Origin of the sequence: Paenibacillus sp. 79R4 (assembly GCF_013393165.1) — a bacterium.
GTDB lineage: Bacteria > Bacillota > Bacilli > Paenibacillales > Paenibacillaceae > Fontibacillus.
Window position 1 is genome coordinate 17377 of record NZ_QJOT01000022.1, and the last position, 13346, is coordinate 30722.

Below are 13346 nucleotides of genomic sequence, written 5' to 3' on the forward strand. Positions count from 1 at the left end.
CTTTATCCGCCCATACGATGGGGATAGAGGTGATGGATTGTGACGAAATTGGGAGACTTGGTCGTCCGCAAATCCTACGGAGGGGATGTTACCTTCCGAGTGGAGAGAATCGAGCGGAGCGTGGCCATCATAAAGGGAACAGAATTCCGTCTGCTGGCCGATGCGCCGCTGACGGATTTGCTAAAGGTGGACCCAGGTTCACCTGGAGAGAAGACAGAGCGTGCGCGAATCAAGGCGACCGAATCGCTGCAACGGCTGCGTCAGGACCGCCAGCAGCTGGCGGAGCGCAATCAGGTTGCGGTCCAGCAGTGGTCTCCTGCAGCTCAGGAGCAGGCTTATTTTGAGGTGCCCGGCAAGGTGTTGCATTTGGATGGGGATGAGAGATACTTACAGAAGAGCCTTGATCTCTACGAGAAGCTTAGAGTGCCTGTGAACGGCTATTATGTAAATGAGTCTGCGATGCCTAGCGTGCTATATCGGCTGCTACCAACGGTCAACCCGGACATTGTCGTGCTGACAGGGCATGATGGGGTATTAAAAAACCCTCCATCAAGAGACCTGTACAACTTGACCAGTTACAAAAACTCCAAGCATTTTGTAGAGGCTGTGCGTATAGCGCGTGAATATGAACGTAACTTCGATACACTGACGATCGTGGCGGGAGCTTGTCAGTCGCATTTTGAGGCCTTGCTGCAGGCAGGGGCCAATTTTGCCAGTTCCCCTGCCCGCGTGTTGATTCATGCCCTGGACCCCGTCTATATTGCGGCTAAGGCGTCATTGACATCAATTCGGGATACGATTCATATTACCGATGTGCTCAATCAGACGATTAGCGGCACGCAGGGAGTTGGGGGAATCGAGACGCGGGGCAGCTACCGGATCGGACTGCCTACGCTCAAGGATTTATCCAAATTAAACATTGTTCCAACGATGTAAATCGAACTTTTCAGAAAGTGTCGAAAAAAAATCGTTGACAAGATTTTTTTCATACTGATATAATTATTTATTTAATTTGACAATTGCGACCCCCTTCATGTATAATGGACAAAGAAGGAAGGTGGTCACAGGCCATGGCTAAAAATGCACTATCAGAAATTAAAAATAGTCTGGAAGCTCACGTTGGTCAGAAAATCATGCTGCGGGCAAACGGTGGTCGCCGAAAGACTGTCGAACGTACTGGAGTGTTAGAGGAGACTTATCCTTCAGTCTTTATCGTGAAGCTGGGTCAGGATCAACAAAGCTTCAAACGTGTGTCCTATAGTTATGCCGATATACTGACCGAATCCGTTGAAGTTATGGTGTATAACGATGACAACGGAATGGGGCTTTCGTATATTAAACCGTGAACATCATGATATAACAGCAGGCGATCTTTGCATTTTGCGAAGGTCGCTTTTTTCATGACAACTTTATGTCCAAAATGTACATATGCCCGGGACGTCACTTCGCCCTAATCATCGTATGAAGTTTGGCCTAATGTAGCATACTACGGATGTTCCTTATTGAACTCGCACTTTATCTTAGGATTAAAGGGGGAAGTGGCTATGGCACGCAGACGGCGCAGTGTGATGTCGGAGGAGCTGAAGGTAGAGCTCGCCAAGGAGCTTGGATTCTACAATACGGTGCAGCAGCAAGGCTGGGGAGGTATTCGAGCCAAGGATGCGGGAAATATGGTCAAAAGGGCGATAGAAATGGCAGAACGGGCTGCCGCAAAGAATTCACAATAAGAATGCAAATAATTAGGCTTCTCCCGAGGGGGGAGCCTTGTTTTTGTATCAGGATAAAGTAATATAGAGAAGGCAGGTTTGTCTTTTCGTTTACATAGACGGAATGAACCTTTATTTTATAAAATAGGTATACTGAACCCATTACATTATGGATTAATACAAATTCAGAATAACAGCTACGAGATCTTAGTGTATGGATATTTGAGGATAGGTGAACGCCTTGAAAATTTATGAGAAAGCACCGGCAAAAATAAATTTGATGCTTGATGTGCTATATAAACGGCCTGATGGATACCATGAGGTCGAAATGATCATGACGATGGTCGATTTGGCGGATCGTCTGGAGATGAGCGAGCTTCCCCGCGACACGATTATTATATCGAGTCAGGCGGGTTATATTCCGTTAGATGAGAAGAATCTGGCTTTTAAGGCCGCTAAGCTGATTAAGGAGCGCTACAAGGTTCCAAGCGGGGTCTACATCCATTTGGACAAGAAGATCCCTGTGGCAGCGGGTTTGGCCGGTGGCAGCAGCGACGCGGCGGCAACACTGCGCGGCCTGAACCGCCTGTGGAAGCTTGGTATCTCGGATACGGAGCTGATGGAGCTTGGTGCAGAACTTGGCTCGGATGTGCCATTTTGTGTCACAGGAGGAACAGCGCTGGCTACAGGCCGGGGGGAGAAGCTAACTCCGGTGGCAAATCCACCGCAATGCTGGGTCATTCTGGCCAAGCTGCCGATCAATGTATCGACTGAGGAGGTCTATGGCCGATTCCGCAGCGATCGGATTACGAAGCATCCTTCGGCCAGCCGAATGATCCAGGCGCTTGATAGCGGCTCCTTCCATGGAATGTGTCAAGAGCTTGGTAATGTGCTTGAGGAAGTGACGCTGCAAATGCATCCGGAGGTGGCTCATCTCAAAGAGACGATGCTCCGGCTCGGAGCGGATGGTGTGTTGATGTCAGGCAGCGGCCCGACGGTCTTCGGACTTGTGTCCAAGGAGTCGAAGGTACCGCGGATTTACAACGGGCTAAGGGGCTTCTGCAAAGAGGTGTATGCCGTCCGCCTATTGACTTAATAAGTAAAGATTGTACAAAACCGTACGAAAATGTTATATTTTCATTAAAATATTCGGATTTAGCGAGGGGTCTTCGTGAAAAAATTGAAAAGAAGCGCTCGATTAGTTGAAATGACCCAATATCTGTTATCCCGTCCCCATCATCTGATACCTTTGACAACGTTCGCGCAGCGTTATGGCGCAGCCAAGTCTTCCATCAGTGAGGATTTGGCAATTATCAAAGAAGTGTTCGAAGATGAGGGAATTGGTGAACTGCAGACGCTGGCAGGCGCTGCCGGTGGGGTCAAGTATATTCCCAAGGTAGGCAAGGAGCAGGCTCTTGTATTTATTAACGAGCTGTGCGAGAAATTGTCTCAGCCCGACCGCATTCTTCCCGGGGGGTATCTGTACATGTCGGATCTGCTGGGACAACCGGCATTGATGAATGAGGCCGGGAAGCTGTTTGCGACCGCTTTCGCCCATGTAGACATTGATTGCATTATGACTGTTGAGACCAAGGGAATTCCGTTGGCTTATGCTACCGGTGCCGAATTAAACCTGCCTGTTGTGCTTGTGCGTAGAGACCATCAGGTCACGGAGGGGTCGGCGGTAAGCATTAACTATGTATCAGGTTCACATAAAAGCTTGCATACGATGACATTGTCCCGTCGTGCGCTCAAGGAGAAATCAAGGGTGTTGATCGTCGATGACTTCATGAAGGCTGGAGGCACGATTCAGGGGATGGTTGATTTGCTCGCCGAGTTCGATGCGGTTGTCGCAGGAGTTGGGGTCCTGGTGGAATCCGGGGAGGTTGAGTCGGAACAACGCCTTCTCCAGGACTATGTGTCCTTGGCTACACTACGTGCGGTGGATGCTAAGGAAAAGGAAATTTCAGTTACCCCTGGTAATTATTTTGATAAATGATTTAAGCCAGAATTTAGTCGATTTCCCGTAAAAACTACCGGAATTATGGCGAATTGTGTCGAATAGCACATTATTCCAAAAAAAATCTTGATTTTGGCCTATTTTATTCACGAAAAAAAAAGGATTTCCGTTTGCTATGTGGAATATTACACCAAGTCTCTGATGGAAAAAGGTGGTGAACACATATGCAAATTACGGATGTAAGACTCCGCCGCGTCAGCTCTGAGGGCAGAATGAAGGCGATTGCATCCATTACCATCGATAACGAATTTGTTGTTCATGACATTCGTGTAATTGACGGTAACAACGGGATGTTCGTAGCTATGCCTAGCAAGCGCACACCGGACGGGGAATTCCGGGACATCGCGCATCCGATCTCTTCGGGTACTCGCGAGAAGATTCAGAGCGCAGTTCTCGCAGAATACGAGCGCGCAGCTGAACAAGAGGAAGTTATTGAAGAAGGGGCTTAAGTTTTTTGTATTATCGTAACTAATTGGGGTTCGAGGAAAAGAGAGCCATGCCCATGGCTCTCTTTTCTTTTTGCCCTAAATGAGATATAGTCAGTAATGAGTTCAATTGAAGGAGGCCGGGGCCTTGAAAAGATTTGCGATTATTCTTGCTGCAGGACAGGGGAAACGCATGAAGTCGAAGCTCTATAAAGTGCTCCACCCCGTTTGCGGTAAGCCGATGGTCGGTCATGTCTTGGATACGGTGAAGAAGGTCCAATGTGAACGCAGTATTGTCGTTGTTGGCCATGGTGCGGAGGCTGTACAGTCTTATCTTGGCACCTCAGCGGAATATGTACTGCAAGAGAAGCAACTAGGGACCGGTCACGCCGTCAAGCAAGTCAAACAGCTTCTTGGCCAAGAGAATGGAACGACGATCGTTATTTGTGGAGACACTCCGTTAGTCACTGAGGAGTCGCTCGAAGCGATGCTTCAGCTTCATGAGAAGAATGGGGCGGCGGCTACAATTCTTACTGCTGAGGTGGATCGTCCACAAGGTTATGGACGGGTTATCCGTGGTGAGAATGGCTCCGTGAAGCGAATTGTTGAGCAGAAGGATTGCTCTCCTGAAGAAGATGCGGTAAAGGAAATCAATACCGGCACTTATTGTTTTGATAATGCGAAGTTATTTTCCGCTCTGGAGAAAGTGACAAATAACAATGCTCAACAGGAGTATTATTTAACTGATGTCATAGGAATTCTGGTTCAAGAAGGCGATGTTGTTGAAGGTTACAGAACGGACGATTATACCGAGTCTATCGGTGTTAATGATCGTATCGCTCTCTCTGAAGCGGAGACGCTTATGCGAGCTCGCATTAACCGTAAGCATATGTTGAACGGTGTTACGATTGTCGATTCAGGTTCTACGTATATTGGAGCCGATGTTGAGATCGGAGCGGACACCGTTATTTTGCCGGGATGTTCTATATATGGACAGACGGTTATCGGAGAGGATTGTGTGATCGGTCCTTCTTCCGATATCGAGAACTGTCACATTCTTGACGGTGCAAAGGTCAAACATTCGGTGCTGAGCCAGGCGGAAGTTGGCAAGGATACGACCGTAGGGCCGTTTGCTTATTTGCGTCCAGGAACTAAGTTGGGTAGTCATGTGAAGGTCGGCGATTTTGTAGAGATCAAGAATGCCTCTATGGATGATGGCTCGAAAGTCTCTCATCTTAGCTATATCGGCGATGCCAAGGTAGGCAAGAACGTCAACTTTGGCTGTGGCGCGATTACGGTCAACTATGATGGATATAATAAGTCTATTACTGAGATCGAAGATGATGCCTTTATCGGCAGCAATGTCAATCTGATAGCACCGGTGAAGATCGGCAAGGGCGCCTATGTCGTAGCTGGCTCAACGATCACGAATACCGTGCCGGATAATGATCTGGCTATTGCGCGGAATCGTCAGGAGAATAAGCCGGGTTACGCGGAGAAGATTCGCGCCCGTGCCAAAGCGAAGAAGCAAAGAGAACAAGAAGAATCAAGAGAATAGCAGCAAGATGCCTAGGCCATGGAAGAAGTAGTATGAATCGAAGTTTCAGGTTTTTCAGGATGCAGTGATCATATTAATGACGGGGATAGTTTGAGACATCTCTAATCTATCTACACAGCACGGAGGGTATTAAATTTTATGACTTATTGTGATTCTAAACTGAAGATATTCACTTGTAACTCCAATCCGAAATTAGCGCATCAAATTGCCGATTATATTGGAATCCCGATGGGGGAATCGGAGACGACTAGCTTCAGTGACGGTGAAATTCAAGTCAAATTGTCGGAGAGCGTACGCGGCTGCCATGTATATATTGTGCAGTCTACTTGTGCTCCTGTTAATGACAATCTGATGGAGCTGCTCGTTATGGTGGATGCTTTGAAACGTGCTTCAGCTAAGAGCATTAATGTAGTTATTCCGTATTACGGATATGCGCGCCAGGACCGCAAGGCGCGTTCGCGCGATCCAATTACGGCCAAGCTGGTAGCTAATCTGATTGAGAAAGCAGGTGCCCACCGCGTCATTACGATGGACCTGCATGCCATGCAGATTCAAGGCTTCTTCGATATACCAGTGGATCATATGCTGGGTGTCCCAATTCTGGCTCAATATTTCCGTTCAAAAAATATTCAGAACCCGGTTGTCGTATCTCCTGACCACGGTGGTGTAGTTCGTGCCCGCAAGCTGGCCGACTTCCTGAATGCCCCGCTGGCGATTATCGACAAGCGTCGTCCGGAACCTAACGTAAGTGAAGTTATGAACATCATCGGGAATATTGAAGGCAAGACCGCTATTCTCGTCGACGATATCATTGATACCGCAGGCACCATCGTGCTTGGGGCCAACGCGCTAAAGGAAGGCGGCGTAGAGGAAGTTTATGCCTGCTGCACACACCCTGTGCTGTCCGGGCCTGCGATGGAGCGGCTTGAGAATTCTCCGCTCAAAGAAGTAATCGTTACGGATACGATTCCAATTACGCATCCTAACCCGACTAGCAAGTTGAAGGTTCTGTCTGTAGCCCCTCTCATGGGCGAAGCTATTATTCGTGTACATGAGGAATTGTCGATTAGTAAGTTGTTTGAAATAGAGTGATTTGACTCAACCCTCCCAAACCCTCCCTTACCATAAGGGAGGGCTCCAAAGGGCTTGCAGCCCTCTGGACTCCTGCATATGGATAACGTTGGAGGTAAAGAGGTGCTCCTGCGACTGTCCCCCTTCCAGGGGGAGGCGCTAGGGGCTTTTGTTGTATGGAACGCTTTTCCCCCTCCGGGTACGTCTTACTTTGGGAGCACCTGGGTTACCTGAAAAACATGCCGGGGAGATCTCTGCTGCTTTCCGGCTTGTCTGGGTGACGGTGAGGTTGGGCCGCTTTTCACCCTGCGGGGTACGCTCTATTATTGGCGGTTGTGAGGGAGCGTAGAGTGGTCTGTGGTGCTCTTTGACTGCTGCTTTTTCAACGAAGGAGTTCGCTGTTCCTTCGGAACGCGCTGAGGTTAGAGCAGGGATTATTGTGTGAACTGAGAGAGGTTCAGTGGGGCGAAGAAAGTCCGCTGTCCCTCCGGGATACGCTAGGTAAGGGCGAGAAGTCAGTTATCCATCGAAATTGGTGGGAAAGGACGAGGAGCCACATCCCTGCGGGATGCGCCGGGATACCAGAGAAGAGGATAAATGGAGGATTAACGAAGATGAAGTGGATTGTCGGCCTCGGGAATCCGGGGAGTCAATATGAGAAGACCCGTCATAATATCGGGTTTATGGCATTGGATGAGTTGGCGCGCAGGCACAATATTGAGATTAAGCAGAGCAAGTGCAAGGCCTTAGTTGGTGAAGGGTTCTTGCCGGGTGGCAAGGTCGCGCTGATCAAGCCGATGACATATATGAATTTATCCGGTGAGGCGGTTCGGGCTTTTATGGATTATTATAAAGTGGCTCTGGAAGACATGATCGTTGTGTATGACGATCTGGATACGGAGCTGGGGCGTAATCGCCTGCGCTATCAAGGGAGTGCCGGCGGGCACAACGGGATTAAGTCGATCATCCAGCATACGGGGACGCAGACGTTCAACCGGATTCGCATGGGGATTTCCCGGCCGGAGCCGGGGTATGCAGTAGTAGATTATGTCTTGTCCAAGTTTGCCAAGAAGGATCAGCCGCTGCTTCAACAGTCGATTGATGCGGCTTGTGATGCGCTGGAATACAGCATGGATCACACTTTTGAGCAGACGATGGCCAGGTTTAATCCATAGTTTCGGACTTCATATAGTTGGCCCAAACAGGTAATGCATAGGGCTAAGCTACGGCGTTTCAGGGCATACTGAAGACATAATGATTCTTCAGGAGGCATATAGATGGCAATAAACTATATATGTCGGCATTGCCGAACGTTTATTGGTAGAATAGAGGCACCCTATATATCCGAGTCGCAGCTAGGTTTCCATTCCTTGACCCCCGATGAGCGGAGAGATATAATAGCGTATGATTCGAACGGTGATACTACGGTTCGGGTGACCTGCGATTATTGCAGGGAGGCACTGGAGAACAATCCGGAGCTGACCTTGCTCTCGAATCCGCTGCAATGATCGGCAGCGAGGATGAAGGATTCACTTTGAAAAGACGGATATTAGAGCCTTGGCAAGCGTGCTGAGGCTCCTTTTTGGTTCGAATACGGACCCCGAATCGCCAGGGTAGCTCAATGTTCACGAAATCGTGACTTTTCGTCATGCGAATTTTATTAAGAATAGTATCAATTAAGCAATAAGAGAGGTGCCTCATTTGTTAAAAGCACTCATACAGGCTTTTTCGCAAGATTCTGACTTTGCTTCAATGGTAGCCGGGATAGAATCGGGAATGAGAGAGCAGCTTATTTCCGGTTTGTCCGGCTCAGCCAGACAGGTTATGCTGGCATCGCTGCACAAGAAGGTTAACCGCCCGATGCTAGTGGTTACCCATAACATGTTCTCAGCCCAGAAGATATATGAAGATTTACAGGAAGCGCTATCATCTGAAGAGGTCATGCTGTATCCGGCTAATGAATTGGTAGCTGCAGAGTCGGCCATTTCCAGCCCGGAGACGCTGGCCCAGCGGATAGAGGTGCTGCTGCAATGCTCGCAACAGTTTCGCGGCATTGTGGTGGTGCCTTATTCTGGCGTGCGCCGCTACATCCCCACATCAGAGGTGATGACAAGCGCCAGCCTGTCGATTGAGGTAGGAGGGACCGTTGAACTGGATTCGTTCTTGACCCAGATGGTGGAGCTTGGGTATGAGCGGGTCGAGCGCGTAGAATCCCGTGGGGAGATGAGCGTACGGGGCGGTATTTTGGATTTTTATCCACTGACCTCCGAATTGGCTTATCGTGTGGAATTGTTCGATGATGAAGTCGATTCAATTCGTACCTTTGATCCTGCTGACCAACGCTCTGTTGACAAGATTAAGCAGGTAACGATTACGCCGAGCAAAGAGTTAATTGCTTCCGGCGATCGAATGACAAAGGCGGCTCAGGCGGCAACAGAGCAACTGGAGCGTCAGCTTGAGAAGATGACCGACCGTCAGGCAAAGATTAAGCTGAAAGAGGAAGTTTCCCGGGAAATTGAAATGCTGCGTGAGCATGTATATTTTCCGGAGATCTATAAGTATGTCTCTTTGCTCTATCCGGAGCATCACACATTGTACAATTATTTGCCCAAGGATACGTTGCTTGTGTTGGAAGAACCCGCACGTCTGTTAGAGACAGCCAAGCAGCTGGAGCGCGATGAGGCGGAGTGGAACTTGCATCTGCTGCAGAATGGGAAGAGTCTGCCTGAGCTGCCGTTAGCGGTGGAGGCGGAGCATGTGCTCTATCATCGTCCGTTCCAGACGCTGCTGTTGTCGCTATTCTTAAGGCAGGTTCCGCACACACAACCGCAGAACATCATCAATTTTGTAGCCCGCTCGATGCAGGACTTCCACGGACAAATGAATGTGCTTAAGTCAGAGATGGAGCGCTGGAAGAAGAGCGGGGCCAACATCATGATGCTGGCCAGCAACGAAGAACGCATGGACAGAATGCGCAGGGTGCTGCTTGACTATGGCATTGATGAACCGATGCTGTTGAAGGGTAACCTACAAACCGGCTTCGAATTCCCGTCCGTTCACCTGGTTGTGATTACAGAAGGGGAGATGTTCTCCAAGAAGCAGCGCAAAGCCCGTAAATTCGGAAAAAGTATGGATAATGCCCAGCGAATCAAGAGTTATACCGAGCTGAAGGTAGGCGATTATGTCGTTCACCAGAATCATGGGATCGGGAAGTATGTAGGCATTGGTACGCTGGAGGTTGGCGGTATCCATAAGGACTACATTCATATTTTGTATGCCGGCGGTGACAAGCTGTCCGTACCGATCGAACAGATCGATCTGATCCAGAAATACGTTGGTTCAGAGGACAAGGAACCGAAGGTTTATAAGCTTGGGGGCAATGAATGGAACCGAGTCAAAAATAAAGTCCGCTCTTCTGTACAGGATATAGCTGATGACCTGATTAAGCTGTATGCGGAACGTCAGGCTTCACCAGGATATGCCTTTGAGAAGGATTCGCCGGAGCAGCAGGAATTTGAAGCGATGTTCCCTTACGATGAGACGCCGGACCAGCTTCGCGCGATTGGGGAAATCAAGAAAGATATGGAAATCTCGCGTCCCATGGACCGATTGCTCTGCGGAGACGTCGGTTATGGCAAGACCGAGGTGGCTATCCGCGCTGCCTTTAAATCAGCGATCGAAGGCAAGCAGGTCGCTGTCTTGGTGCCTACTACTATCCTTGCGCAGCAGCACTATGAGACATTCCGCGAGCGATTCGCGGGTTATCCAATCAACATCCAGTCGCTGAGCCGCTTCCGTAGTCGGAAGGAGCAGAATGAGACGATCAAGGGAGTACGGCAAGGGACTGTCGATATCGTGATTGGTACGCATCGTTTGCTGTCCCAAGACTTGATCTTCAAGGATTTGGGCCTGCTCATCGTCGATGAAGAGCAGCGCTTTGGTGTAACTCATAAAGAGAAGCTAAAAAAGCTGAAGACCAATGTGGACGTGCTGACGCTAACGGCGACACCTATTCCGCGCACCCTGCATATGTCGATGCTGGGCGTTCGCGACCTGTCCGTCATTGAGACGCCGCCGGAGAACCGGTTCCCTGTACAGACATATGTCGTAGAATACAGCCCTTCTCTCGTCCGCGAAGCGGTGGAACGGGAGATTGCACGCGGTGGGCAGATTTATTACTTGTATAACCGAGTTCAAGGGATTCAAGAGATGGCTGCACAGATCTCCATGCTTGTTCCAGAGGCTAGAGTAGCTGTGGGACATGGGCAAATGTCCGAGCAGGAGCTGGAGAAGACGATCCTCGACTTCCTGGACGGGGAATTTGATGTGTTGGTGAGTACGAGTATTATTGAGACCGGGGTCGATATTCCGAACGTGAATACCCTGATTGTACACGACGCTGATAAGATGGGCCTGTCCCAGCTGTATCAGCTGCGAGGTCGAGTCGGACGTTCCAACCGGATCGCTTATGCTTATTTCACTTATCAGCGGGACAAATCCTTGACGGAGGTTGCGGAGAAACGTCTGCAATCGATTAAGGAGTTTACTGAACTCGGTTCAGGGTTTAAAATTGCTATGCGGGACTTGGCAATCCGTGGCGCAGGCAACCTGCTCGGAGCGGAGCAGCACGGCTTCATCGCTTCGGTTGGATTCGACCTGTATTCGCAAATGTTGGCGGAGGAAATCCAGAAACGGAAGGTATCTATGCTTGGCGAGCCTGATCCGATGGAATCATCCTGGAGCACGACGATCGATCTTGGCATCGACGCCTATTTACCGCCGGATTACATTTATGATAGTATGCAGAAGATTGAGATTTACAAAAAAACCGCATCCGCGGCTTCATTCGAAGATGTCGCCGATTTAGAGGACGAGCTGCTTGATCGCTTCGGCGATTTGCCAGAGGCAGTAACGAATCTGCTGTCCGTTGCCAGGGTTAAGCTGTATGGCAAAAAGTATGGCATTGAATCGATCGCGCTTCGCGGTGACGAGGTGACTATGAAGTTCTATGCAGGCAGAGAGAAGGATCTGATTCCGGCGAAACTCGCGGAGGTTGGAAATCTGTTCGGAAGACGTGTACAATTTAACCAAGGGTCTGGTATGGTAATCCGGATCAAAACCAAAGGAATGGACGACCAAGAATTGATGGGCCTATTGGAGCAATTCCTGGGAGCCCTAAAGGACTCGTTCAAGACGAAAGGGGAACTACAAGATGTTTCGAAGTAAAGGGCGTTCTTGGAAGACGCTGCTGACTACCCTCGTGGTCGTGCTGGCTGTATCCGTAATGGCTGGATGCGGCAAAAAAACGGACAACAATGTCGTAGCTACGTACGACGGTGGAGAGATTACACAAAAGGAATTCGATCTTGAACAGCGCATGGTTCTTGCCTTGCAGCCGCAAATGGCACAGTTTACGGAAATGGATGACTTCCGGGAATACTTGGTCAAACAGGCGATCGCCTATAAATATTGGGAGAGCAAAGCCGACGACAAGATGAAGGACGAAGGTAAGAAGAAGGCTGAAGCTCAATACAAGGCCATGAAGGACGCTAATGGCGCTGATAATGTGAAGCAAATGCTGGACGCACAGAAAATTACAGAAAAAGAATTTCAGAACTACATGACCCGTATTTATACGGTAATGGAGACTCAGTTAACAGGCATTACCGAAGATGATATGAAGAAGGAATTCGAAGCAACGAAGGAAGATTACGTTACCGCTTCCGTTCGTCACATTCTGATTGGATTTAAAGATTCGGAAGGTAAGGAACGCAGTAAGGAGGATGCTCTGAAATTAGCCAAAGAAGTTAAGGCTAAGTTGGACAAGGGTGAGGATTTTGCTGCGTTGGTTAAGCAATATTCAAATGATGGACAGCAGAACATTGATAACGGCGGTTTGTATGCAGACGCACCTGTGAACCAATGGGTACCGCAGTTTAAAGAAGCGGCAATGACACTTCCTCTGAACAAAATCAGCGATCCAGTGGAGACCGATTACGGATACCATATTATCCGTGTAGAGGCCAGAACTGAGAAGACATTCGCAGATTTGACGGATACTGAAAAGGATACGCTGAAGATGTCTGTTGGCTCGCAAAAATTGGACGAGTTTATGTCCGGTGATCTGGAGAAGAAAATTATCAAGAAAATTACTTTACCTAAGGTAGAGAAGAAAGCGGAAAACACAGATAAGGGTGCTAACTCAGGTTCAGGCAATACCGGAACCAATGGGGATGCTGATAAATCTGGTAATTCCGGTAATTCCAGCAACTCGGAGAAATCGGATGGTAGCAATACCTCCGGTGCTGATAACGGGAATAGCAGCAAATAATCTTGATCCATCTTGGATCAAGGGATGATCTGTTTCCTTAGGGAGACATTACTTAGCGGCGTGAATTTATTTTACGCTGCTTTCTTGTCTCTTGTTGCCATTAGCAAGTACTTGTCGATTAGGTAAAATACGATGCATAAGGATTTGGGAAGGGATGAATACTATGGTCAGAATCACAAGGAGCCGACAATCCCTCTAATTCTGTACAAATACATCCGAAGATTAAACAGATATC

Annotated in this window: 12 protein-coding genes; all 12 read left to right on the forward strand. The window is 48.8% G+C overall.

Going from position 1 to position 13346, the window contains the following annotated elements; genetic code table 11:
• Window positions 1–39 precede the first annotated feature (39 nt).
• The 12 genes from yabG (at window position 40) to DMN77_RS21730 (ending at window position 13111) form a co-directional block, all read left to right on the forward strand.
• Entirely contained in the window at window positions 40–936 is an 897-nt protein-coding gene (yabG, locus tag DMN77_RS21675; protein ID WP_068778574.1) for a sporulation peptidase YabG, read from the forward strand.
• Between the two features lie 134 nt (window positions 937–1070).
• On the forward strand, window positions 1071–1346 hold the full coding sequence (gene veg / locus DMN77_RS21680) for a biofilm formation stimulator Veg (RefSeq protein WP_179016285.1): 276 nt from the start codon (window positions 1071–1073) through the stop codon (window positions 1344–1346).
• Window positions 1347–1544: 198 nt separating this feature from the next.
• Window positions 1545–1727: a small, acid-soluble spore protein, alpha/beta type gene (locus tag DMN77_RS21685; RefSeq protein ID WP_068778572.1), complete on the forward strand. Its 183-nt coding sequence runs from the start codon at window positions 1545–1547 to the stop codon at window positions 1725–1727.
• A gap of 220 nt (window positions 1728–1947) precedes the next feature.
• The gene (gene ispE / locus DMN77_RS21690) at window positions 1948–2802 is read left to right on the forward strand and encodes a 4-(cytidine 5'-diphospho)-2-C-methyl-D-erythritol kinase (RefSeq protein WP_179016286.1); all 855 of its coding nucleotides are present in this window, start codon (window positions 1948–1950) and stop codon (window positions 2800–2802) included.
• A gap of 75 nt (window positions 2803–2877) precedes the next feature.
• A complete protein-coding gene (gene purR / locus DMN77_RS21695; protein WP_068778570.1) occupies window positions 2878–3705 on the forward strand; it encodes a pur operon repressor in 828 nt (275 codons plus the stop codon).
• Between the two features lie 185 nt (window positions 3706–3890).
• A complete protein-coding gene (spoVG, locus tag DMN77_RS21700) occupies window positions 3891–4175 on the forward strand; it encodes a septation regulator SpoVG (RefSeq protein WP_068778569.1) in 285 nt (94 codons plus the stop codon).
• A 124-nt stretch (window positions 4176–4299) separates the two neighbouring features.
• Window positions 4300–5709, forward strand: a complete 1410-nt coding sequence (gene glmU / locus DMN77_RS21705; RefSeq protein WP_179016287.1) for a bifunctional UDP-N-acetylglucosamine diphosphorylase/glucosamine-1-phosphate N-acetyltransferase GlmU — start codon at window positions 4300–4302, stop codon at window positions 5707–5709.
• A gap of 138 nt (window positions 5710–5847) precedes the next feature.
• Window positions 5848–6801, forward strand: a complete 954-nt coding sequence (locus DMN77_RS21710) for a ribose-phosphate diphosphokinase (RefSeq protein ID WP_068778567.1) — start codon at window positions 5848–5850, stop codon at window positions 6799–6801.
• Window positions 6802–7394: 593 nt separating this feature from the next.
• A complete protein-coding gene (gene pth, locus DMN77_RS21715) occupies window positions 7395–7955 on the forward strand; it encodes an aminoacyl-tRNA hydrolase (RefSeq protein ID WP_179016288.1) in 561 nt (186 codons plus the stop codon).
• 102 nt (window positions 7956–8057) lie between these two features.
• Window positions 8058–8288 carry an anti-sigma-F factor Fin gene (fin, locus tag DMN77_RS21720; protein WP_068778565.1) on the forward strand — a complete coding sequence of 77 codons (231 nt, stop codon included), beginning with the start codon at window positions 8058–8060 and terminating at the stop codon, window positions 8286–8288.
• Window positions 8289–8481: 193 nt separating this feature from the next.
• Entirely contained in the window at window positions 8482–12006 is a 3525-nt protein-coding gene (gene mfd / locus DMN77_RS21725; protein ID WP_179016289.1) for a transcription-repair coupling factor, read from the forward strand.
• Complete coding sequence (locus tag DMN77_RS21730; RefSeq protein WP_068778563.1) at window positions 11993–13111, forward strand: peptidylprolyl isomerase; 1119 nt, start codon at window positions 11993–11995, stop codon at window positions 13109–13111. Before mfd ends, DMN77_RS21730 begins: the two co-directional genes overlap by 14 nt.
• The last annotated feature ends 235 nt before the right edge of the window (window positions 13112–13346 follow it).